Consider the following 19,996-nt stretch of genomic DNA (forward strand, 5'->3'; position numbering starts at 1 on the left):
AGGTACGGTGCACTCGACGAACGAGCTGCAGCAGCGGGACGCATCGTGGACCCGCTAGCGGCGTTCTGGCGTAACGCGGACGACTCCGATCCACTGCGGATGCGAATTCAGTTGGACCATCTGCTTGCGATCGCGTCGTACTCGGATGCTCGCGTGCTGTTCGAGCGTGCGTCGCTGGAGGACTTTCTGGGCGACGAAGAGGCGGCGGTGCCGTTGTACGAAGCGTCCCTGTCGGCCGGGCTGGATACAGACAGGGAGCACCAGGCTCGTATCCAACTTGCGAGCTCGTTGCGCAACGTCGGGCGTCCTCACGAAGCAGTGCAGGTGCTGCAGGATGCCGAGTTCTCGAACGAATACGTCGCTGCGCGTGACGCATTCATTGCCCTGGCATTCTGGGACCTGGGAGAACACGAACTCGCACTACGTAACGCGTTGCAGGCAGCGGAACCGGTGCTCGGCAAATATCGGCGAGCAGTCGGGGCTTACGCCGCCGACCTGTCCACTCGACCCGAGGAGAAGCCATGACCGCGAGCGCCTTCGACCCACACGACCTTCTCGAGCAGAGCAGAATCGGCGTGCTGGCCACCATCAAGTCCAGCGGATTACCGCAGCTGTCACCGGTGACGCCGTTCTACGACCGGGCAGCCGGCACCATCACGATCTCGGTCACCGAAGGGCGAGCGAAGACGGCGAATCTACGTCGAGACCCTCGCGCCGCGCTCGAAGTGACCAGTGCCGACGGCACAGCATGGGCGACAGCGGAAGGAACCGTCACCCTCACCGGCCCGGGATCGTCACCCGACAGCCCCGAAGTCGATGCCCTGGTGGACTACTTCCGCGCCGCCGCCGGCGAGCACCCCGATTGGAACGAATACCGAGCCGTCATGGTCGCCGACCGACGAGTACTGGTGACCATCTCGGTGACACACGTCTACGGCCAATCGATCGCCTGACACCTGATCCAGTCCACTCGATGTGACATTGACCCCCGAAAAGGCCACTGAATGTCACATTGAGTGAACATGGTGGGCCGCGACGAGAGGGGAGGAGCGAGGGACGGCTAGTGGCTTCGTTGGACTGGAATCCAGAGTTCTCCCGCTCCCGAGGTCCAGTCGGGGGAGGCTTCTTTGACGGTCAGGATTTCCGGTCCCGGGGTTGTTTCGTAGGGGTTGGAGGGGAACCATTCGCTGAAGGCGTCGGCCCAGAGTTGTTGGAGTGCGGGGGCGAGTGCGGTGTCGCTGCTCGTCTCGAATACCGCCCAGGTCGATGCGGACACTGAGAGGGTGTCCCAGTCGGATGTTTCAGCCGAAGTGCTTGCAACGGCAAAGTAGTAGTCGAAGAGGCTGCCGTCTTCGCGTTCGGGTTCGAAGCCGTCGCTGACGAAGAGGATGTCAGGAAGTTCGGGCAGGTCTGCCAGTTCGAGTAGTTTTTCCCCGGTGCCAGGGGCGAGGCTACGGTGGAATTCGGTCATTGCGGTGTTCTCGCCGCGGAACCGCAGTGGGATTCGGGTGGATTTGCCGACGATGTGAAATGCCGGCAGTTCGGTGATGCGGTATCGCATGGTGCTTCGTCCTTCGATGGTCAGGTGAAATGTCACGGCTTGTCTGGAACGAAGGACTGCTCCGGGTCGGCGGGCCTGAGATGGCGTGATGCCGTGTAGGTCTCGGAAGGCGCGGGTGAATGCGTCTGCCGTGTAGCCGTATTTGGTCGCGACGTCGAGCACCGCTGTACCGTCGAGAATGTCTGCTGCTGCCAATGTCATGCGGCGTTGCCGGATGTAGTGCGACAGAGGCAATCCAGCCAGTGCCGAGAACACGCGTCTGAAGTGGTATTCGGATGTCAGCGTGATGCGAGCGAGCTCCCCCGCATCGATCTCGCGGTCGAGATTGTTCTCGATGTGGTCGAGTGCCGCGTTCCATCGTTCGAGCATGTGCCGGTGACCTTCCTTCGTTCTGTCCCAAACGATAGGAGCAGTGCATCACCGGAGTCTCGACTTCCCGTGCCGCGAAAGGTCGGATTCAGATGGTGCGAAGGTGCCGGTGCCGTTGACGAGAGCGCAGGCGGTCGAGTTCATCGATCGCAGACGCGTCATTCCCTGGGCACCGCTGGGCGGTGGAGTGCTGACCGGCAAGTACACCGCGGCGGACCTCGCGGTGCCGGGTTCCGATGCGCCGGCGGGTACTCGACGCGATCATGCGAGGTCGAGCGGAAACGCTGACTGCGCGGGGGCTCGCGATCGCGGACACGGTTGTCGGGGTTCGCTCGCCAACTCGACGTGACTCCTGCTCAGATGGCGTTGGCGTGGACGCTTCGGCATCCGTCCGTCGTCAGCTCGTTGATCGGCGCACGTACTCCGGAACAACTGCAGCAGAACATCTCTGCCCTCGACGTCACCTTCGAGGAATACCAACTCGACATACTGTACGCAGCCAGCGCTGTCGACCTCGGGTTCCCGCACGAGTTCCTGATGCGACCCATGGTGCGGGGCGTCACGACCGGCCGCACTACGGTTCGGCCACGTCCCATCAGGACCTGGCGAGCCGAAATCACTGCCTCGGAGGAGACCGGAAGGTCATGGGATCACCGTCGTCGACCAGTGTGAACCCGGCGCGCTCGAGCACCCGACGCGAGGCGCTGTTCGCCCGGTGAACCCGCGCTGCCATCGGGAGACCATCCGTGTGATCCTGCGCAAGAGCGATCAGTTCGCCCGCGTAGCCACGACCCCACTGGGCCGGATGCACCCAGTACCCGACCTCGAAGTGGTCGGACCGTCGAATCAGGCTGAGCAGACCGACGGGGTGTCGATCCTCGTTCGTGCCGATGAACCATCTCTGTACGTCCGGCGTTCGGGCGTCCCTCGCGCTCAGGGCGCGCGAGAACCGGCTATCGAAATACTCTCTACTCCAGGGCTTTCCGTCCCCGACCCATCGAACGACGTCGGGATTCGATGCCATAGAGAACAGGAAGTCGGCGTCGGATCCCACGGCGGGCCGCAACAGAATCCGTGTCACAACTCTCGGATCTGCGAGGTCAGGTCTCCGCCCGCATCGCCGGTGTTGACGGTGCCTGATCGCTCGAACAGAAGTGCAGAGACTTCTTCGACGGCTTCGGGGCAGTGTTCGACGCCCGCTGGGACCACAAAGACGTCACCGGGACCGAGAACGACATCGCGGTCGCGAAGCTGGATGGTGAGTTCTCCGCTGTGGACGAAGAACATCTCGTCGGTGTCGGGGTGTGTGTGCCAGACGAATTCGCCGAGCAGCTTCACCACCTTGACGTCGTAATCGTTGATGCTGGCCAGTCGGTGAGGCTGCCAGGGCTTCTCGATCGTGTTCAGCGCTTCGACGACGTTGCGCACCTCGTCGTCCCTGCCCATATTCATGGGTTCTGCCTTTCATCGTCAGCCGATCGACTGTCGCGATGAACTCTACCGTCGATCAGCTCGGATACAGGACCGACGTGAACAGCCCGATAGACTCTGTCGCGCAGTAGATTTGCTTGCCGGTCGGTCAGCGTCCGCATCGACAGCCGGACAAGCGAGGGCAGATGACGGGCAGTACGATGCTCATGACCTGCAGACGGTATCGGCACGAAGAATCGGCCGCCATCGAATTTTCGCAAGGAGGCCCGGCCACATGAATCTCGCCGACTACGACGTCCTGAGCTTCGATTGCTACGGAACACTGATCGATTGGGAAACCGGCATCCTCGAGGTGCTCAGGCCATGGGCAAAGGAAGCCGGTTCGCCGTTGTCCGACGACGAACTGCTTGCGGTCTACGGCATCAACGAATCTCAGGCACAGCGTGATTCACCCGCTGCTCTGTACCCTCGGATTCTTGCCGACGCCTTCGTGCGGACCGGTGACACGCTGGGAATACCTGTCTCGGCCGAGTGGGCGGACACGCTCGGGGCTTCCGTTCCGGACTGGCCTGCATTCGAGGACTCGGCCGACGCGTTGTCGTCCCTCGGCGAGAGCTACAAGCTCGTCATCCTGTCCAATGTGCATCGCGACGGCTTCGCAGGGAGCAACCGTCGGCTCGGCGTGCAGTTCGACGCCATCGTCACCGCCGAGGACGTCAAGGCCTACAAGCCGGCGGACAATCACTTCGACGCGCTCGACGGACTTCTCGAGACGTTGGGTGTCCCACGATCACGACTACTCCACGTCGCGCAGAGTCTGTTCCACGATCACGTGCCTGCCAAGCGCCATGGCATCCCGTCGGTGTGGATCGATCGGCGGCACGATCGCCCCGGCTGGGGAGCAACGCCGGAGCCATCCGAGGAACACAGTGTCGACATGAAGTTCCCGAGTATGGCCGCTTTCGCCGCAGCGGCCCGCGAGGCGCGCTCGGATGCGTAAGGTCTCTACCTTCATCGGCTTCTCACTCGGGCTGATCGCGTCGATCGGTATCGTCCTGTGGGACGCCGCGCCGCGTCGAGTCAATTACGCATTCGTGGGCGGCGATTCGCAGTATTCGGAGTTCCTGGGTATGCCTGGGCAGTTGGCCACCCTCGTCGTCGGTTTGCCTGCTCTGGGCGCGGTACTCGGATTGGTTGTCGGCATTGTGATTTCAAGAGTGTCACGGATGCGCTGACCGGAGGCTGTTGTAGGCGAACGACATTCGCCCCTGGCTTTGGTGCCGTCACCAATGCCAGGCGTCGCCTCCGACGTTCTGGATCGTTCGCTGCAACACTCGAATAGTGGTGACGTACTCGTCCTGTCCGATTCCCTGCATGCGTTCGTCCTGCAGCATCTGTTGAACGTCTGCGGCTCGCCGAAATTGTGCTTCACCTTTCGGGGTGAACGTCAGGCGCAAATTCGATTCGATGATCCAACCCTTGTCCCGTGCAGACGCGATGGCCTCGACGATTGCTTCCGGCGTGTCGTTGTGCCCGATCTTCTCGACGGTCTCGGCGCGATCGGCCCCCGCGGGATGCAGCGAGATCTGGTGCAGAAGCCACCATTCAGGTTGGCTGACACCGACCTCGGCCAGTGCTGCGCGGATCCGATTTCGAATGGCGTCGCCAGCGCGTGCGGTCCAGAATCCGATGGGCTGAAGTTCGGGTGGCTGCATGGGTCTCAGTGTGTTCATGAAAGCGACGATAGAACCTCGACAAAGCTTCAGGTCAAGTACTCGAATGGACCGGACAGGCCATGAGTAGAGTCCCGATCGTGGACAGGCCATCCGGTAAAGCGCTCGTGGCAGTGCTGGCCGCCGTCGGAGCGTCGATAGGTGCTGCCGCAGCGGTGGTGTGGCATGTCGCCGTAGCCGATCCGCAGGAACTGGGCGTGACCCACGCCCGCCCGAGTTGGTTTCCCGTGACGCTCTATCTCGTCGCAGCAGGGGTAGCAATCGGTCTCGTGGCTGCCTCGTTCCTCGTCGATTCGGGTCTGCGCATCGTTCAGGATCGGCAGCACAGCCGCGTACACCTGTTCGTGTTGTTGATCGTCGTGGGCGCGGCACTGGGAGCGGGCAGTGCACTCGCCTGGACGCACTGGCCACCGCAACCAACCGAAGCCGCGTGGGATTGGTCGTGGGAGCATCCGTGGAGTATCGAGATCAACTCGCCTCCTGCAGCCGACTTCGGCTGGACAGCGACGGACGCCTACATGGCCGAAACGTATGCGACCGACGCAGTGTTTGTGCCGTATCTCGGCGACGACCTTGTCACATCGACCTTCACCCCCACCATCGGCGATCCGTGGCTGGTGTTTCCGATCGGTGGAGTAGCGATTGCAGCGTTGGCCGCACTCACGCTGTCACTCAGAGATTTTCGCCTGACCGTGGTGTCGCGTTCGGATCAGGACGCTGTGTAGCGAGTCCTATTCGTCGGTGCGGAGTTCGTCGACCAAGGTGAACAGTCGTCCCAGGTAGTCGCTGTGAAAAACCTCGGTCGCACGGATTTTGGCGTCTCCGTCGAGGCCGAATTGGAGGTTGACGAGTTCGACTCCGATGGCGACGCGTCGAGCATCGAGTTGTTCGAGTTCGGCGGCCAGAGCGTCGACCTTGGCAACCGGAGACAGTTCTTCAGTCATCCCAGAATCGTAGGTCAGCCGACGGCTGCGAGGAATTCGCTGTAGAACAATCCGAGTCCCAGTGCCGACGCGATGGCCGCGAACAGCCACAGTCGGATGATGACCGTCGTCTCGGCCCACCCGGCCAGTTCGAAGTGGTGGTGGATCGGGGCCATTCGGAACGGCCGCTTGCCGGTGCTCTTGAACGACGCGACCTGGATGACGACGGAGGCACTCTCGGCGACGAACAGGGCTCCGAAGACGAGGGCGATCAGTTCGGTCTTGCTCACGATCGACAGGCCGGCGAGGAGTCCGCCGAGGGCGAGTGAGCCGGTGTCGCCCATGAAGATCTTGGCCGGAGCCGCGTTCCACCAGAGGAATCCGATGCAGGCACCCGCGGCCGCAGCGCAGACGACGGCGAGGTCGAGCGGATCGCGTACCTGATAGCAGCCGGCGACCGAATTGGTCGCGCAGGACTGCCGGTACTGCCAGAACGTCATCACCGTGTACGCGCCGAGGACGAGCGTCATCGACCCCGCCGCCAAACCGTCGAGCCCGTCGGTGAGATTGACCGCGTTGGACCACGCGACGACGAGGAAGACACAGAACAGAACGAAGACGATCGGGGCCATGGTGAAGAACGTGGATTGGCGTACCAGCGACAGTTCGACGTTGCCCGGAGTCAGCCCGTTCCCATTACGGAACTGCAGCGCCAGTACCGCGAAGATCACCGCTGCACTGATCTGCCCGACGTACTTGCCGGTCGCCTTGAGTCCGAGGCTTCGTTTCATGCGGAGCTTGATGTAGTCGTCGAGGAATCCGACGACGCCGAGTGCCGTCGCGAGACCGAGAATCAACAGTGCCGACGCCGAGGGCCCGTCACCACCCATTGCGACGAGGTGCGAGCCCAGGTAACCGGCCCACAAACCGACGATGATCGCGACGCCGCCCATCGTCGGCGTTCCGCGCTTGGCGTGGTGACTTGCCGGGCCTTCGACGCGGATCTCCTGGCCGAAGCCCTGCCGGGTGAACAGTGCGATGAGGAATGGAGTCAACAGAATCGAGACCGCCAACGCGATTCCACCGGCGACGAGAATGTTGATCATGCGTTGAAGCCCACTCTTCCTCTGTGCTGCTGTTCCCCACCACGATGCTTATCGGGCACCGCGAATACTGTGCCAAACGAATCGGCAAAAGTCGCATTGCGTGACGAAGGCGTTACTCACCGTTGGTATGCGCTCGGCGGCATTCCGACCAATTCGGTGAACTCCCGAGTGAAGTGAGCCTGGTCGAACCACCCGTACCGTGCGGCCAAGTCTGCCAGCGGACCCGAGTAGCCGTTGTCGAGCTCGCTGAGGGCGTCGTGAATCCGATACCGCCCGAGTACCCACTTGGGCGTCGCGCCGACATAACGCTCGAACAGCCGCTGCAGTCGACGAGTGCCGATGCCACAACGCTGTTCCACCTGGGCGACGCGAATCAGCGTGCGATCTCCGAGCATGGTCGCAATGACGTCCAGGACCACCTCGTACTCCGGCTCGACGTCACGGGCGTAGGGCGTGAGAACCGCGTCGACGACGGTTCGGCAGTGGTCGTCATCGAAATGCCCATCCAGCTCGGCCAGTGCAGCGACTGTCTCGGACCGGAACGGGGTCGGTGGCGCTACCGGGACGTCGCGCAGTGTTCTCGCCACGGTTCCGGTGAAACTCGCGTAGCCGCCGGGCCGGAACTTGACGCCGAACACCCACCCGGACTCGGCGAGGACGACGTCGAAGCGACGCGTGAGGACCCCGGTCACGACCACCGGCTCGACAACGCCCTCGCGGGTCCAACCATGTTCGACGCTCAAGGTGCAGGCCGGGTGCGGGAGCGTCGAGCTGTGATGAGTTGTGCCGGGCGGCAGGTCCCACTGCAGCTGCCAGTAGTTCTCGACCCACGGTTCCAACGATTCCGAACACGGTAGCCGCACGAGGTCGACATGCTGCGCCAGCTGATCGGGCCGCAGGACGCCGGACTGGGTGGCTGTCGCGTTTTTCCTATCCGGCACGCGCGTCAGTGTAGGAGTCTGGCCCGACACGAGAAGGAGGAACACCATGACCGAAACACCCGTGGCCACGCTGAAGATGGTCACCCTGGACTGCACCGACCCTCAGGCCAGCGCGGCATTCTGGTCGTCGCTGCTGGGCTGGAGCGTCGTGCATGCGGAGCAGGAGTACGCGATGCTGCAGGGGCCGAGCAGTGCGCTCGGATTCGGTCGCGTCGACGATTATCGACCGCCGCCGTGGCCGAATGCGAACGGCAGCAAGCAGTTTCATTTCGATCTCGCCGTCGATGATCTCGATGCCGCGGCGACGGCTGCCGTGGAATTGGGCGCGACGCTGCCCGAGAACCAGCCCGGTGAGACCTGGCGCGTACTCCTGGACCCGGCCGGGCATCCGTTCTGTCTGACGAATGCCGCGAACTGGGGCTGACGGTCTACTCTTTTCGTTGTGAAACCGCGCCTGGCAGGAATCGAAATCATCGTTGCCGACATGGCGTCGGCGCTGGCGTTCTACCGCGTTCTCGGGCTGGATATTCCGGCCGAGGCCGACGGTGAGCAGCACGTGGAAGTCGACCTGGGCGGAGTCCGCCTGCTGTTCGATCTACCGTCGACCATCACCTCGTTCGATCCGTCGTGGACCCCGCCCAGCGGGGGCCATCGCGTTGCGCTCGCGTTCGACTGTGGGACGCCCGACGGGGTGGACGCGGCGTGGGCTGCGGTGACGAAAGCCGGGTACACCGGTCACCTGCAGCCTTGGGATGCGTTCTGGGGACAGCGTTATGCCGTCGTGCACGATCCCGACGGCACCACCGTCGATCTGTACGCGAACGTCTGAGGCGTCAGTTCGACGGAGCGACGATCTGAATCAGGTTTCCGCAGGTGTCGTCGAACACCGCGGTGATCACCGGACCCATCTCGGTGGGCTGCTGAGTGAACCGAACGCCGAGGCCGATGAGCCGATCGTATTCTGCTGCAACACTGTCCACCGCAAACTGTGTGAACGGGATACCGTCCGCGAAAAGAGCGTCCTTGAACGGTGCGGTTGCAGGATGACCGCTGGGCTCGAGCAGCAACTCGGTGCCCTCTGGATCCTGCGGTGAGACGACCGTGAGCCAACGATCGGGGCCACCCATGGCTACATCGTGTTTGACGACGAAGCCCAGTACCTCGGTGTAGAACGTCAGCGCCTTGCTCTGATCGTCGACGAAGACGCTGGTGATGTTGATTCTCATGCCGGTCCCTCACCTCTCGGCCCGCCGGCCAGTTCGACTGCGACGTCGAGGTGGCCGAGGTGACGGGCGTATTCCTGGAGTACATGCAAGCAGATCCAGATCAGCGTCGGCCTCTCATCGCTGAATCGTCCACCGAGAGCTGCCAATTCGTCCATTCGGTGTGAGTTCAGTATCTCGTCGGTGAGGCGGGCGCCGTCGTCGAGCCTGGCCAGCAGGGTCTCGGCGTCCACGTCGGCCGGCACATGCCATGACCCGTCCTGCTCGTCACCCCACGGCGCGTCCACTGCGCGGCCGAGAAATCCCCAGACGAACCAACGCTGCTCCATGTGCACCAGATGGGTCAGCATCTGCAGCGGAGTCCATCCCGAGGGAACGGCCGTGCTGGTCAGTGCTTCGTCGCTCAGCGAAGTGATGCGTCGAACGAGCTCCCTGCGATAGAAGCGCAGGTACTCGCGAAACAACTCGGCGGGATCAGAAAGGGCGGAGTTCGGCTCGGGAAATGTCGTCAGCTTGGCCATCGCATCCCTAGTCGTCGGGTAGTGAGCTGAGTGTCCACAATTTGGCTCGGCAGGCGGAAAACCGTCCGCAGACGAAAATTGTGGACACTGAGCGCTGTTGGCTCATTCGCTCTTACGCTGCTCGCGGGCGATGCGACGCTGTTCCTCGGCCCGGGCGCGGCAACGGCGGAGGAATTCCTCGTCGCTCTCCTGCGATTGGGCAACGGCGCGTCCGGGTTTGGCGTCGTACTCGGGGTAGGCCGACGAGGTGCGTGGTGCGCCGCTGCCACCCCAGATGCCGCCGTTCTCGGGCCGGCCGACGACGAGCCACGCGATCGATCCGGCGAGCGGCAGAACGATGACGAGCAGCAGCCACACCATTTTCGGAAGGTGGCGGATGCCGGAATCGTCGGCGGTGATGACATCGATCAAGCAGAAGATGGACAGCAGCATGATCAGCAGGCCGAGGTACGGCACGGGAAATCCTCCAGGTTTGTCAGACCGCGCGGTCGGTCTTTCGCGACTATCAGATCACTCGTTGTACCGCGGATCAAGTGCGGGAGTGGAGCCTGCAGGAACGACCCAGAGTGGCGGGAGTGGAGCCTGCAGGAACGACCCAGTAGTTCGGTTCAGCCGAGCACCAGCAGTGCTGCCAGGGTCAGCATCATGATGCCGATGCCGAGGTCGAGTACTCGCCACGCCGCCGGCCTCGCGAACAGTGGACTGAGCACCCGCGATCCGTAGCCGAGCGCGGTGAACCACAGCACGCTGCCCAGCATCGCGCCGGCGGCGAACCACCATCGCACTTCACCGGGCTGACGGTTCCCGATGGAACCCAGGAACACCACGGTGTCGAGGTAGACGTGAGGATTGAGCCAGGTCAGAGCCAGGCATGTGGCCACGGCGGCGATCAGCGAACCGCCTCCGTGTGCCTCCGCGGTCATGGTGGACGGCGTCCGAGCACGGTTCAGTGCCATCAGGCCGTAGACGAGCAGAAACAGTGCACCGAGAACGGTCACGACACGTAGCGCGACAGGAAACCGGTCGACGAGAACGCCGATTCCTGCCACCCCGGCCAGGATCAGAATCGCATCGGACAGTGCGCACACTGCCACCACCGGCAGTACATGGGCGCGTTGCAAGCCCTTACGCAGCACGAACGCGTTCTGCGCTCCGATGGCGACGATGAGGGAGAGTCCGACGCCCAATCCGGTGAGGGTCGATTGTGCGGCGGCGAGCGAGGTCATGACGGCAACGCTAGGAGCCGGTCATGATTAGGTCCAGCGAATGTATTTCAGTAATGATCAGCGTAGCTTCATATTATGGAGATCGAGCAGCTCAGAGCCTTGCGGGCCGTGGTCGACGGTGGAACGTTCGAGGCCGCCGCTCGCGCGCTGTACGTGACCCCGTCGGCGGTGAGTCAGCGCATCAAGTCGCTGGAGCAATCGCTCGGTCGGACTCTGGTTCAACGCAGCAAGCCGGTGGTGGCAACCCAGTCTGGCGTAGCGGTGCTTCGTTTGGCGCGCCAGATCGACACTCTCACCGAGCAGACTCGGGCAGAACTGAGTGACGACGGCGTCGCTGCGCCCGTTTCGCTTGCCGTCAATGCGGATTCGTTGGCGACCTGGGTGCTGCCCGCGCTCGCGCCTCTGGCGCGCAACACCACCTTCGATCTGCATCGACAGGACCAGGATCAGACCGCGCAGTTGCTGCACGACGGGATCGTCTCCGCTGCAATAACCTCCGTGGCCGATCCGGTTCGTGGCTGCACCGTTCGACGCCTCGGTGCGATGCGCTACCGGCCCTCGGCCACGCCGGAGTTCATCGATCGGTGGTTCGCTGCTGGAGTGACGGCGCAGGCTTTGCGCTGTGCTCCGGTGGTCGTCTTCGATGCCGACGACCGGTTGCAGGACAACTACTTACAGCGCTTCGGTGTCGACCCACACGAGCCGCCGCGTCACCTGGTGCCGGCTTCTGCCGACTACGCGCGAGCTGTCGACCTCGGCTTCGGCTGGGGCATGATCCCCGATCTACAGGACCGTGACTCGCTGAAGTGCTTCGACGACAACGGGATCGACGACGTGCTGCTGTACTGGCAGCAGTGGTCGCTGTCGTCTGTCGCACTGCAGCGAGCGGCCGACGCCGTGGCGGCGGGTGCCGAGCGAATGCTGCTGTAATTCAGGCCGGACTGTCGTTCGGCACGATCTCGGGCAGTCCATCTCCGACGGGATCGAGAATCGCCGCCGATCGGGTGCCCCATCGCTCGTGAGCCGACTGCCGCGACATTCCAACGGCCGTGCCGATCGTCGCCCACGTTGTGCCCTGAACCCGAAGCACCACAACGGTTTCGATACCATCGAGGCCGGCTGCGAGTTGCACACGCAGGCTCAACAGATGCCACGCGACGCTTCGCCGTGCGGGCAGGTCGGTCGATTGCTCGGCCTCCCAGTCCGGTGTGCCCGGCAGGGGCCCGGTGCCGATGATCTCGTCGGCGATGCGACCGGCCTCGGTGGCTGCTGCCGTCACGACGGCCCGCGTCGCGGCAGTGATATCTGCCTCGGTTGCGAGGGTGATGGGATCCATGACCGACCTCCTGTGTCAGGAAAAGCCTGACAGCAGGAGGTCGGATTGTCAAGAATTACCTGACACGGGGAACGGAGAGGGCAGGCCGAAAATCGCTGTACCCGTCAAGTTGCCGTTGCTATTTTCGGCGGATGACCATTCGCTATCACGTGACCTCGGTACTCAACCGTGAGTCGATTCGGCGGCACGGACTCGACTGGCGTCGTATGGGTGCCGCTCGCGGTATTGCCGGTAGCAACCAACCAGAGCAGGCGGGTTGTTTTCTGGCAGCCGATGCGTGGGAACGTGATTGGTTCGTGGGCATGAACAACACCGGTGGACCGGTCGATGTCTGGGAAGTCAGTGGAGTCGAAGACGGTGATCTCGTGCAGTCGCCGGAGAACTTCTACTTTTGTCCCGGTGTCATTCCGACGTCACAGATTCGGTTGGTGCAGAGGGACATTCAACCCGACCGCTAGAGCATGCTCAGAACCCGGTCGATGGACTCGACTGCCTGTGTCAGTTCGACTTCGGTGATGGTCAGTGCGGGACGGAATCGCACTGCAGCGTCACCGCAGCCGAGCGCCAGTACATGTTCCTCGGTACGCAACAGCTCGATCACTCGGTCGCGGGTGGAAGCGTCGGGCAGGGAGAAGGCGCACATCAGACCTCGTCCACGTACTTCGGATACCACTGTGTGTCGAGTTGCCAAGTCCTGCAACATTGTCAGCAGTACGGCTCCGAGCTCACCGGCACGAGGGATGAGCTTCTCGGATTCGACCACTTCCAGGATTCGACGCGACCGCACCATGTCGGTGAGGTTCCCACCCCACGTCGAGTTGATGCGGGAGCTGACAGCGAAGACGTTGTCGTCGATGTCGTCGACGCGACCGCCGGCCATGACGCCGCAGACCTGAACCTTCTTGCCGAAGGCGACGACATCCGGGACGACGTCGAGCTGCTGGAATGCCCATGCGGTACCGGTCATTCCGGCTCCGGTCTGTACTTCGTCCATGACGAACAAGGCGTCGAACTCGTGGCAGAGCTCGCGCAGCTTCTGCAGGAAGCGCGGCCGGAAGTGGTGATCTCCACCTTCGCCCTGGATGGGTTCGATGATGGCGCAGGCGATGTCGTGCGGGTTGGCCTCGAAGGCCAACCGAGCCGCCGCCAACGATGCGTCCTCGAGTTCGTCCATGTTCGCGCCGGATCGGATGAACGGCGACGGGATTCGCGGCCAGTCGAACTTCGGGAAGCGCGCGACCTTGTTGGGGTCGGTGTTGGTCAGCGACATCGTGTAGCCCGAGCGTCCGTGGAACGCATGCTCGAAGTGCATCACCTGAGAGCCCAAGGACGCGTCCAGACCATGACTTTCGTTCCATCGCGATTTCCAGTCGAATGCGACCTTCAACGCGTTCTCCACGGCCAGGGCGCCGCCCTCGACGAAGAACAGGTGCGGCAGTCGATCGTCACCCAGGACGCGAGCGAACGTGTCGACGAATCGAGCCATGGGGACGGTGTAGATGTCGGAGTTGCTGGGCTTGTTCATCGCCGCCTGCATCAGATCGGCCCGGAAGTCCGGGTCGTCGATCAACGCCGGATCGTTCATACCCAGCGCGTTGGACGCGAAGAACGTGAACAGGTCCAGGTAGCGGGTGCCGTCCCTGGCGTCGACCAGCGTGGATCCGGTCGATGCATCGAGGTCGAGCACCAACTCGAAACCGTCGGCCAGCAGGTGTTCACCGATCACGTCGCGGACGTTGGCGGCATCGATGGTCACTCGGGTGCGCTGTAATACTTGCGTCATAAGGACGAAGATACGCGTTAATATTCCGTAAGCAAGTCCATAAGACAGGAAAATATATGGTTCGAGCCGCGATCGGTAGGCTCATCTCCGACGGTTCGGTTCTCTCCACGGAAGGTGTACGCGCATGTCTGCATCCATCACCCACGACGAGTTGAGTGTGCGCACTCGCGCGATCCTCGACCGGCTGGGTGCCACGATCGCGCTCGACGCCCCCGCGGGACCGGACTCGATCATCGCGCGCTCGCCCATCACCGGCGGAAACCTGGCCTCGCTGGCGTGTGCTTCGGCGGCCGATGTCGAGACCGTCGTCGCCGATGCGCGCACCGCGTTCGCGTCGTGGTCGCAGGTACCGGCCCCCGTGCGTGGCCAGGTGATCCGGGAACTGGGCGAATTGCTGCGCGTTCACAAGGAGGATCTGGGCGCGCTGGTGTCCATCGAGGCCGGGAAGATCGTCTCGGAGGGGCTCGGTGAGGTGCAGGAGATGATCGACATCTGCGACTTCGCCGTCGGACTCTCCCGTCAGCTGTACGGCAACACGATCGCCACCGAGCGGCCCGGGCATCGCATGATGGAGCAGTGGCATCCGCTCGGCGTCGTCGGCGTCATCACTGCGTTCAATTTCCCTGTCGCGGTATGGAGTTGGAATACCGCTCTCGCTCTCGTCGCGGGAGACACGGTCATCTGGAAGCCCTCGGAGAAGACTCCGCTGACGGCCGTCGGTGTGCAGGCGCTGTTCGAGCGTGCCGCCGCCGCAGCCGGAGTTGACCCCAAGATCGCGCAACTGCTGATCGGTGACCGCGCGTCCGGCGAAGCGCTGGTGGACGATTCGCGGGTTGCGTTGGTCTCGGCAACGGGTTCGACACGGATGGGCCGTGCTGTCGCGCCCCGGGTCGCCGAGCGATTCGGCCGGGTGTTGCTCGAGCTCGGCGGAAACAATGCAGCGATCGTGACGCCGTCGGCCGATCTCGATCTGACGACGCGTGGGCTGGTGTTCTCGGCCGCCGGGACAGCAGGTCAGCGATGCACCTCGCTCCGACGCGTCATCGTGCATTCCTCGGTCGAGGACGAGTTGGTCCGCAAGTTGGTAGCGGCATACGAGACGCTGTCGATCGGATCTCCCTTGGCCACAGACACTCTGGTGGGTCCACTGATCGATGCCACCGCATTCGCCGGTTATCAGAAGGCTCTCGAGGCGGCGGTGTCCGACGGCGGAACGGTCGTGGTCGGCGGCGAGCGAGTGAACGTGGTCGACGAGTACTCGTTCTATGTTCAGCCCGCGATCGTGACGATGCCCGCACAGACCGACATCGTCAAGCACGAGACGTTCGCGCCCATCATGTACGTGCTGACGTACGACACCCTCGACGAGGCCATCGCATTGCACAACGATGTGCCTCAGGGCCTTTCGTCGTCGATCTTCACCACCGATCTGCGCGAGGCGGAGCGCTTCCTGTCCGCCGCGGGCTCGGACTGCGGCATCGCCAACGTCAACATCGGACCCTCCGGCGCGGAGATCGGCGGCGCCTTCGGTGGTGAGAAGGAAACCGGTGGCGGTCGTGAATCCGGTTCGGACGCATGGAAGGCCTACATGCGGCGGGCTACGAACACGGTCAACTACTCCAACGAACTGCCCCTGGCGCAGGGAGTGAAGTTCGGCTGACGGCATGATCGGCAGTATGAAAGTACTGTCGATGCTCCTGGCCGGTCTTTCCGTTGGCTATTCGATCAGTGTGATGGCACTCCGAGAGCCGCTTCTGTACAACGATTTCGGCATCGGTGCGTCGGCAATTCTCGACGGTGTGGTCGTGCTCGCCATCGCAGCAGCAGTTACCGCAGTGGTGTTGGCACGCTCGGGCGGACGAGCCGCGCCCTGGATCGCGGTTGCCGCGCTGCTGGTGATCGTCTTCGAATCTCTCGGCATGGCTCCGGGTTTGCTGGGCGATTGGGCGGCGGCGCTCAGCGCTGGTGTGCTGCTCGGTACGTCGGCGATCCTTGCCGCATCCCATCGGGGTGCACAGGCCGCTCTCGCGGTCGGACTCCTCGCCGCCGCGCGGGTGGGTGCCGAGCTCGGAACGCTCCTGACCAGCTCGTCCGGCCGTCAGTTCGCCTGGGAGGTCGCCGGCCCCGAGGACGCGGTGGTGCCCCAGAGGGCAGCCATCGCGGTGGTATTGGCTGTGCTCGCCGCGGTATTTCTCGTGGCCGGATATCGAAACTCGTCGGTTGCAACGTCGCAGGCGAGCACCCGAACGCTCGCGGTCGGTACCGCATTGCCTCTGGTGGCGGGCGGGTTCGGTTGGTGGGCCACCGAATATCGCGACAGCACCCTCGTGTGGTTTCTCGCGCTCGCCGGGCTGACCGTAGCGGCGCTCGTTGCTGCTTGGCTCTTACCGAAGCGCGACGGCTCGCTGATCCTCGTGTTGTTCGCCTCGTGGGCGGCCGGAGTCTCATCATTCGATTTTGCCGACAGGTCCTACTCCTCGGTCGGTCTGACGGTGTTCCTGCTGGCCGCAGGCGGACTGATTGCCTGCCGCTTCCCGCAGATCTACCTCGGGCTTTTCGCGCTGCTGATGGTCGCGGCCGTGGATCTCGCGCAGAACATGGGCGTCGGTCTTCCCTTGTCCATGCAGCAGTGGGTGGTGCCCTTCATCGCGGCCTATGTGCTGGTGTCTGCATTGCCGACGGCACCGACCTCGTTGGCGGTCGGTATGACCGTTCCCTTCACTATGGCGTTGACGGTCACGATCTACGGGGGTAGTTACGGCCCGCTGGATTCGGCAGACGACTTCGAGTTCTTCGGTTCGTCGCAGCCGTCCGCAACCGCACTGTCGATCGGCGGCCTCGTCGTGCTCTCGGTCTGCGCGGCTGGGGTGTGGCTGCTGCGTCGCAGATAGCGGCACGCCCGAAACGCCCAACAGTCGCCGGTCTCCTCATCGGCTTGACAGGTCTGAGCACCTCGGCCGATCGTGCATCTCATGTCCGATCACAGCCGGAACACAGATCTGCCCGACGACGTCTCCGATGTGACTTTGGGTTTCTGCGTCGCCGTCGCGATGATTCTGCCGTCGTATTTCGGCGCGACGCTCATCACCGACGCGTTGCTGGGCCGGGCAGGTCTCCCGCTGTCCCCGCTGCTGTGGCTGGTCGTGGCGGTACCTCTGGCGATTGCCCTGGTGCATGTGGAAGACCGGGTCCAGAGTCGTTCTGACTGGAACCGAATCGAGTGGTTCTGGTACACCGGCGGCGTCGGTGCACTGACTCTGCCGCCGCTGTTGCTGGCGCTGCTCGCACCGCTTCCTACGCTCACCGGTCTCGATCGCGGGGGTCCGTCGATGGTGGTGTTCGTGGCGGTGGCGCTTCTGATCGTGGGCATCGTGGTCCGAGGGAAGCTGCGCGGCACGGCCTGAGTCACGGGCACTTCGATGTGAGAACAGACGAGCCCGCCCACCGAATGAAACAGGTGGACGGGCTCGTGAGCGTTCTGCACGCACTGAACTATGGCGCAGGTACAGCCTCGGTGGTCGTGGGAACCACGGTCTCGGTTGCTGTCTCGACAGCGGTTTCGGTCGCGGTGACGCAGACCGGCGGTGCGCCCTCGGCGGGTGTCTCGCCCTCGACTGCGACGGTGCACTCGGGGGTCGTTGCCGTCTCGGTGGCGGGGGCCGGAGCCGGAGCCGGTGCCGGACTTTCAGCGGCCGGAGCCGGCGCAGCCGGAGCTGCCGGGGTCACGACCGGGCTGGTGGTGACAGGTGCGGTAGTCGTGGCCTTGGGGGTTGCCATTGCCGAGGTGGTCACCGGTGCCACGATGGTTTCGACCGCTGCTCGTCCGGCCTTCTCCTGTACCTCTTTGGTCTTCACCGGCTCGCCGCGGTTGGCTTCCTCGGCCAGTTCGGTCAGCCATGCCGCGGCGTACTGCACCGAGGTCAGCGGCTTGCCGTTGGCGGCATCGGCGTCGCGCCAGTAATCGAAGTGGTGTCCCGTGCCGGGTCCCAGGGTCAGGCCGTACGGATCGTTCATGATCACCGGAACGGTGTTCTGGTTGGACGAGATGAATCCTGTGATCTCGCGGAAGATCTTCTGCGGCAGGTACACGAGGTCGATCATCTGACCGGTTTCGATCGGTTCCTGCTCGCCGTCGACTTTGGCCGAGACGGGGGTGGTGACCGTGCCGGGCTTGTAGCCGGGCTCGGACACCTTGATCAGCACGTCGAGGAATGTCTCGTCGCTCTGCATCCAGTTGGGCTGTGAGGCGATGTCGTTGAAGGCGTTGACTGCGATGCGTCCCAGGGCCAGCGCAAGATCTGCGCCGGTGGCGGGGGTGAGCTGCTCGTTCTGCAGTGCGTCGGCGTTGACCTGACGACCGACGTTGGCGGCCAGATGAATCAGTGACGTGTTCTCCGGCAGTGCGCAGGTGAGGTCACCGTCGGAGCAGAAGGACGCCACTCGGCCGTCGAGCGCTCCGAATCCGCCGGACGTGCCGGGCAGTGCGCCCTGTCCGGGAACTGCGGTGTTGCCGTTCTGGTACTTGGTGTCGAAGCCGTCCGGGTTGCCGAACGGGTTCTCGGCACCGGGGAACGGTCCGTCTCCCGACACGCGGCCGGCGTCGGCGAAGATGACGACCCCGACGACCTGGTTGGGATCGACGATTCCGTACGTGCCGTCGGCCGAAACGACCTGATTGCCGACCTCCATCGCGGTGCGGCGGGCAACGTCTGCGCCCTCGCTGTAGCCGACGATGGCGAATCGGGTATCGGGGCAGGACGCCGAGATCGTCCGCATGATGGTCTGTGAGTTGGTGACGCCGGTCTGCACGGCGTTCTCGTAGCTCGCCAGGTCTGCCGGGTACTCGACGTACACCGCGGCGTAGGAGTCGGGAACCACGTTGCCGTTGTTGGGGGCTCGCACGGCCTGGTCGATCCAGTCGCTGGAGTAGTCGCCGGACATCGCTGCGGGGAGCCGCTCGCCCTCGGGGGTGGTGAGCCACTTGACGCCCTCGCGCGGGGTGTCACCGCGACCGCCGATCGCGATACTCACCATGTCGTAGCACGTGGCCGTCGACACCAGTTCGATGGATGCTTCGCTGGTCGTGGAGGGAGTCGACCACGGTGCGGCCACAACTACTCCGGCACCGAGGGCTCCGATCGCGAACGCGCTCAACGCAACGCGCGCACGCTTCGACTTGCCAACATTCATGTTTTCGATCTCCATCATGTCCGCCCGAACTGATCCCGACTGCAGTTGCCAGTGGGTTACCCGGCATTTCGTCCTCGGGATGGTTCGCGTTACAAAGTGGATGATTTACCGTCGTGCGCATGACAATTCACCCTCGAATTACATCGATGGAATTCGACCTGCCCGACGGGTCGACGTGCGTTGTGCGTGAAGCGGTTGCGTCGGATCTCGAATCGATCGTGGCATTGCTGGTCGACGATCCGCTGGGTGTCACGCGGGAGTCCGCAGACGAGATGTATCGATATCGCGAAGCGTTCGAGGACATCTCCTCGGACCCGCGAAACCTGCAGGTCGTCGTGGTGCACGGTGACGCGGTGGTGGCAACGCTGCAACTGACCTTCATTCCCGGGCTCGCGCGCGGAGGCGCACTGCGGGCACAGATCGAAGCAGTTCGGGTAGGCGCGCAGTGGCGCAGCCGGGGGCTCGGCGGTGCGCTGATCAGGTGGGCGATCGACGAGGCGGAGCGCTGGGGATGCGCTCTGGTGCAGCTGACCTCCGACGCCAGTCGAACGGACGCTCATCGCTTCTACACCCGACTCGGCTTCGTCGACTCCCACGTCGGTTACAAGATGGCCCTCGGAACTACCGCTTAGATACCCTGGGGGGGTAGGGTA

General features: G+C 63.6%; 29 protein-coding genes. 15 read left to right on the top strand and 14 right to left on the bottom strand.

Annotation, left to right across the window (positions count from 1 at the left end; all coding sequences use genetic code 11):
- Positions 1-45: 45 nt before the first annotated feature.
- Both CH291_RS10110 and CH291_RS10115 read left to right on the top strand, forming a co-directional pair.
- Positions 46-525, top strand: coding sequence for a tetratricopeptide repeat protein (locus tag CH291_RS10110; protein ID WP_218829022.1), 480 nt, complete (start codon positions 46-48; stop codon positions 523-525).
- A complete protein-coding gene (locus tag CH291_RS10115; RefSeq protein ID WP_094687367.1) occupies positions 522-953 on the top strand; it encodes a PPOX class F420-dependent oxidoreductase in 432 nt (143 codons plus the stop codon). Before CH291_RS10110 ends, CH291_RS10115 begins: the two co-directional genes overlap by 4 nt.
- Positions 954-1,060: 107 nt before the next feature.
- Here the strand turns inward: CH291_RS10115 and CH291_RS10120 are convergent, their stop codons facing one another.
- On the bottom strand, positions 1,061-1,930 hold the full coding sequence (locus CH291_RS10120) for an AraC family transcriptional regulator (RefSeq protein ID WP_094687368.1): 870 nt from the start codon (positions 1,928-1,930) through the stop codon (positions 1,061-1,063).
- A 109-nt stretch (positions 1,931-2,039) separates the two neighbouring features.
- Here CH291_RS10120 and CH291_RS10125 point away from each other — a divergent pair, with 109 nt between their 5' ends.
- The gene (locus CH291_RS10125; protein ID WP_179276501.1) at positions 2,040-2,279 is read left to right on the top strand and encodes a hypothetical protein; all 240 of its coding nucleotides are present in this window, start codon (positions 2,040-2,042) and stop codon (positions 2,277-2,279) included.
- Entirely contained in the window at positions 2,276-2,602 is a 327-nt protein-coding gene (locus CH291_RS10130; RefSeq protein WP_143545910.1) for an aldo/keto reductase, read from the top strand. The genes CH291_RS10125 and CH291_RS10130 overlap by 4 nt, the downstream gene beginning before the upstream one ends.
- On the opposite strand, the gene CH291_RS27400 is transcribed toward CH291_RS10130, so the two are convergent.
- Positions 2,547-2,954, bottom strand: coding sequence for a GNAT family N-acetyltransferase (locus CH291_RS27400; protein ID WP_373455123.1), 408 nt, complete (start codon positions 2,952-2,954; stop codon positions 2,547-2,549). The genes CH291_RS10130 and CH291_RS27400 overlap by 56 nt on opposite strands.
- A 53-nt stretch (positions 2,955-3,007) precedes the next feature.
- Positions 3,008-3,382, bottom strand: a complete 375-nt coding sequence (locus CH291_RS10140; protein WP_094669441.1) for a cupin domain-containing protein — start codon at positions 3,380-3,382, stop codon at positions 3,008-3,010.
- A 253-nt stretch (positions 3,383-3,635) separates the two neighbouring features.
- On the opposite strand from CH291_RS10140, the gene CH291_RS10145 reads away from it, so the two are divergent.
- Together CH291_RS10145 and CH291_RS10150 are read left to right on the top strand one after the other, a co-directional pair.
- The gene (locus CH291_RS10145) at positions 3,636-4,361 is read left to right on the top strand and encodes an HAD-IA family hydrolase (RefSeq protein ID WP_068045431.1); all 726 of its coding nucleotides are present in this window, start codon (positions 3,636-3,638) and stop codon (positions 4,359-4,361) included.
- Entirely contained in the window at positions 4,354-4,596 is a 243-nt protein-coding gene (locus CH291_RS10150) for a hypothetical protein (RefSeq protein ID WP_068045429.1), read from the top strand. The genes CH291_RS10145 and CH291_RS10150 overlap by 8 nt, the downstream gene beginning before the upstream one ends.
- Positions 4,597-4,644: 48 nt before the next feature.
- Here the strand turns inward: CH291_RS10150 and CH291_RS10155 are convergent, their stop codons facing one another.
- Positions 4,645-5,094 carry a MarR family winged helix-turn-helix transcriptional regulator gene (locus CH291_RS10155; RefSeq protein ID WP_094669444.1) on the bottom strand — a complete coding sequence of 150 codons (450 nt, stop codon included), beginning with the start codon at positions 5,092-5,094 and terminating at the stop codon, positions 4,645-4,647.
- An 80-nt stretch (positions 5,095-5,174) separates the two neighbouring features.
- On the opposite strand from CH291_RS10155, the gene CH291_RS10160 reads away from it, so the two are divergent.
- Positions 5,175-5,819 (top strand): hypothetical protein, encoded by a 645-nt coding sequence (locus CH291_RS10160; RefSeq protein ID WP_143545911.1) that lies wholly within the window; start codon positions 5,175-5,177, stop codon positions 5,817-5,819.
- 6 nt (positions 5,820-5,825) lie between these two features.
- Here CH291_RS10160 and CH291_RS10165 read toward each other — a convergent pair whose 3' ends face one another.
- The 3 genes from CH291_RS10165 to CH291_RS10175 all read right to left on the bottom strand — a co-directional run bounded on the left by CH291_RS10165 (position 5,826) and on the right by CH291_RS10175 (position 8,064).
- The gene (locus tag CH291_RS10165) at positions 5,826-6,038 is read right to left on the bottom strand and encodes an oxidoreductase (protein ID WP_068045421.1); all 213 of its coding nucleotides are present in this window, start codon (positions 6,036-6,038) and stop codon (positions 5,826-5,828) included.
- 14 nt (positions 6,039-6,052) lie between these two features.
- Entirely contained in the window at positions 6,053-7,123 is a 1,071-nt protein-coding gene (mraY, locus tag CH291_RS10170) for a phospho-N-acetylmuramoyl-pentapeptide-transferase (RefSeq protein ID WP_068045417.1), read from the bottom strand.
- A 116-nt stretch (positions 7,124-7,239) separates the two neighbouring features.
- Positions 7,240-8,064 carry a helix-turn-helix transcriptional regulator gene (locus CH291_RS10175; protein WP_256980795.1) on the bottom strand — a complete coding sequence of 275 codons (825 nt, stop codon included), beginning with the start codon at positions 8,062-8,064 and terminating at the stop codon, positions 7,240-7,242.
- A 46-nt stretch (positions 8,065-8,110) separates the two neighbouring features.
- Here CH291_RS10175 and CH291_RS10180 point away from each other — a divergent pair, with 46 nt between their 5' ends.
- Positions 8,111-8,488 carry a VOC family protein gene (locus tag CH291_RS10180; RefSeq protein WP_094687372.1) on the top strand — a complete coding sequence of 126 codons (378 nt, stop codon included), beginning with the start codon at positions 8,111-8,113 and terminating at the stop codon, positions 8,486-8,488.
- An 18-nt stretch (positions 8,489-8,506) separates the two neighbouring features.
- The gene (locus CH291_RS10185; RefSeq protein WP_068045411.1) at positions 8,507-8,893 is read left to right on the top strand and encodes a VOC family protein; all 387 of its coding nucleotides are present in this window, start codon (positions 8,507-8,509) and stop codon (positions 8,891-8,893) included.
- 4 nt (positions 8,894-8,897) lie between these two features.
- Here CH291_RS10185 and CH291_RS10190 read toward each other — a convergent pair whose 3' ends face one another.
- From CH291_RS10190 to CH291_RS10205, 4 genes are all read right to left on the bottom strand, one after another.
- Positions 8,898-9,290: a VOC family protein gene (locus tag CH291_RS10190; RefSeq protein WP_094638452.1), complete on the bottom strand. Its 393-nt coding sequence runs from the start codon at positions 9,288-9,290 to the stop codon at positions 8,898-8,900.
- On the bottom strand, positions 9,287-9,808 hold the full coding sequence (locus CH291_RS10195) for a mycothiol transferase (protein WP_094687373.1): 522 nt from the start codon (positions 9,806-9,808) through the stop codon (positions 9,287-9,289). The genes CH291_RS10190 and CH291_RS10195 overlap by 4 nt, the downstream gene beginning before the upstream one ends.
- Positions 9,809-9,910: 102 nt before the next feature.
- Positions 9,911-10,264, bottom strand: a complete 354-nt coding sequence (locus CH291_RS10200) for a PLD nuclease N-terminal domain-containing protein (protein WP_094687374.1) — start codon at positions 10,262-10,264, stop codon at positions 9,911-9,913.
- Positions 10,265-10,416: 152 nt separating this feature from the next.
- A complete protein-coding gene (locus CH291_RS10205; RefSeq protein ID WP_094687375.1) occupies positions 10,417-11,034 on the bottom strand; it encodes a LysE/ArgO family amino acid transporter in 618 nt (205 codons plus the stop codon).
- 75 nt (positions 11,035-11,109) lie between these two features.
- Here CH291_RS10205 and CH291_RS10210 point away from each other — a divergent pair, with 75 nt between their 5' ends.
- Positions 11,110-11,964, top strand: coding sequence for a LysR family transcriptional regulator ArgP (locus tag CH291_RS10210; protein ID WP_179276503.1), 855 nt, complete (start codon positions 11,110-11,112; stop codon positions 11,962-11,964).
- Between the two features lies 1 nt (position 11,965).
- On the opposite strand, the gene CH291_RS10215 is transcribed toward CH291_RS10210, so the two are convergent.
- Entirely contained in the window at positions 11,966-12,370 is a 405-nt protein-coding gene (locus CH291_RS10215) for a hypothetical protein (RefSeq protein ID WP_094687377.1), read from the bottom strand.
- Between the two features lie 131 nt (positions 12,371-12,501).
- Between CH291_RS10215 and CH291_RS10220 the strand changes: the two genes are divergently transcribed.
- Positions 12,502-12,828: a hypothetical protein gene (locus CH291_RS10220; RefSeq protein ID WP_094687378.1), complete on the top strand. Its 327-nt coding sequence runs from the start codon at positions 12,502-12,504 to the stop codon at positions 12,826-12,828.
- Here the strand turns inward: CH291_RS10220 and lat are convergent.
- A complete protein-coding gene (lat, locus tag CH291_RS10225) occupies positions 12,825-14,153 on the bottom strand; it encodes an L-lysine 6-transaminase (RefSeq protein ID WP_094687379.1) in 1,329 nt (442 codons plus the stop codon). The genes CH291_RS10220 and lat overlap by 4 nt on opposite strands.
- Before the next feature lie 124 nt (positions 14,154-14,277).
- Here lat and amaB point away from each other — a divergent pair, with 124 nt between their 5' ends.
- The 3 genes from amaB (at position 14,278) to CH291_RS10240 (ending at position 17,557) form a co-directional block, all read left to right on the top strand.
- Positions 14,278-15,813, top strand: a complete 1,536-nt coding sequence (gene amaB, locus CH291_RS10230) for an L-piperidine-6-carboxylate dehydrogenase (RefSeq protein WP_094687380.1) — start codon at positions 14,278-14,280, stop codon at positions 15,811-15,813.
- A gap of 16 nt (positions 15,814-15,829) precedes the next feature.
- Positions 15,830-17,044, top strand: coding sequence for a hypothetical protein (locus CH291_RS10235; protein WP_143545912.1), 1,215 nt, complete (start codon positions 15,830-15,832; stop codon positions 17,042-17,044).
- An 81-nt stretch (positions 17,045-17,125) separates the two neighbouring features.
- Positions 17,126-17,557 carry a hypothetical protein gene (locus CH291_RS10240; protein WP_094687382.1) on the top strand — a complete coding sequence of 144 codons (432 nt, stop codon included), beginning with the start codon at positions 17,126-17,128 and terminating at the stop codon, positions 17,555-17,557.
- Between the two features lie 88 nt (positions 17,558-17,645).
- On the opposite strand, the gene CH291_RS10245 is transcribed toward CH291_RS10240, so the two are convergent.
- On the bottom strand, positions 17,646-19,358 hold the full coding sequence (locus CH291_RS10245) for a cutinase family protein (RefSeq protein ID WP_179276508.1): 1,713 nt from the start codon (positions 19,356-19,358) through the stop codon (positions 17,646-17,648).
- Between the two features lie 104 nt (positions 19,359-19,462).
- On the opposite strand from CH291_RS10245, the gene CH291_RS10250 reads away from it, so the two are divergent.
- Positions 19,463-19,975: a GNAT family N-acetyltransferase gene (locus tag CH291_RS10250; RefSeq protein WP_256980796.1), complete on the top strand. Its 513-nt coding sequence runs from the start codon at positions 19,463-19,465 to the stop codon at positions 19,973-19,975.
- Positions 19,976-19,996: the final 21 nt, after the last annotated feature.

The sequence above is a fragment of the Rhodococcus sp. 14-1411-2a genome (assembly GCF_002259485.1).
Taxonomy (GTDB): domain Bacteria; phylum Actinomycetota; class Actinomycetes; order Mycobacteriales; family Mycobacteriaceae; genus Rhodococcoides.

Coding starts and splice junctions, on each gene's coding strand:
- CH291_RS10150 (WP_068045429.1), top strand. CDS start 4,354: ATGCGTAAGGTCTCTACCTTCATCGGCTTCTCACTCGGGCTGATCGCG.
- CH291_RS10205 (WP_094687375.1), bottom strand. CDS start 11,034: ATGACCTCGCTCGCCGCCGCACAATCGACCCTCACCGGATTGGGCGTC.
- CH291_RS10140 (WP_094669441.1), bottom strand. CDS start 3,382: ATGAATATGGGCAGGGACGACGAGGTGCGCAACGTCGTCGAAGCGCTG.
- CH291_RS10250 (WP_256980796.1), top strand. CDS start 19,463: ATGACAATTCACCCTCGAATTACATCGATGGAATTCGACCTGCCCGAC.
- CH291_RS10145 (WP_068045431.1), top strand. CDS start 3,636: ATGAATCTCGCCGACTACGACGTCCTGAGCTTCGATTGCTACGGAACA.
- CH291_RS27400 (WP_373455123.1), bottom strand. CDS start 2,954: ATGGCATCGAATCCCGACGTCGTTCGATGGGTCGGGGACGGAAAGCCC.
- CH291_RS10215 (WP_094687377.1), bottom strand. CDS start 12,370: ATGGATCCCATCACCCTCGCAACCGAGGCAGATATCACTGCCGCGACG.
- CH291_RS10235 (WP_143545912.1), top strand. CDS start 15,830: ATGAAAGTACTGTCGATGCTCCTGGCCGGTCTTTCCGTTGGCTATTCG.
- CH291_RS10195 (WP_094687373.1), bottom strand. CDS start 9,808: ATGGCCAAGCTGACGACATTTCCCGAGCCGAACTCCGCCCTTTCTGAT.
- amaB (WP_094687380.1), top strand. CDS start 14,278: ATGTCTGCATCCATCACCCACGACGAGTTGAGTGTGCGCACTCGCGCG.
- CH291_RS10180 (WP_094687372.1), top strand. CDS start 8,111: ATGACCGAAACACCCGTGGCCACGCTGAAGATGGTCACCCTGGACTGC.
- CH291_RS10240 (WP_094687382.1), top strand. CDS start 17,126: ATGTCCGATCACAGCCGGAACACAGATCTGCCCGACGACGTCTCCGAT.
- CH291_RS10220 (WP_094687378.1), top strand. CDS start 12,502: ATGACCATTCGCTATCACGTGACCTCGGTACTCAACCGTGAGTCGATT.
- CH291_RS10165 (WP_068045421.1), bottom strand. CDS start 6,038: ATGACTGAAGAACTGTCTCCGGTTGCCAAGGTCGACGCTCTGGCCGCC.
- mraY (WP_068045417.1), bottom strand. CDS start 7,123: ATGATCAACATTCTCGTCGCCGGTGGAATCGCGTTGGCGGTCTCGATT.
- lat (WP_094687379.1), bottom strand. CDS start 14,153: ATGACGCAAGTATTACAGCGCACCCGAGTGACCATCGATGCCGCCAAC.
- CH291_RS10210 (WP_179276503.1), top strand. CDS start 11,110: ATGGAGATCGAGCAGCTCAGAGCCTTGCGGGCCGTGGTCGACGGTGGA.
- CH291_RS10120 (WP_094687368.1), bottom strand. CDS start 1,930: ATGCTCGAACGATGGAACGCGGCACTCGACCACATCGAGAACAATCTC.
- CH291_RS10245 (WP_179276508.1), bottom strand. CDS start 19,358: ATGGAGATCGAAAACATGAATGTTGGCAAGTCGAAGCGTGCGCGCGTT.
- CH291_RS10190 (WP_094638452.1), bottom strand. CDS start 9,290: ATGAGAATCAACATCACCAGCGTCTTCGTCGACGATCAGAGCAAGGCG.
- CH291_RS10155 (WP_094669444.1), bottom strand. CDS start 5,094: ATGAACACACTGAGACCCATGCAGCCACCCGAACTTCAGCCCATCGGA.
- CH291_RS10115 (WP_094687367.1), top strand. CDS start 522: ATGACCGCGAGCGCCTTCGACCCACACGACCTTCTCGAGCAGAGCAGA.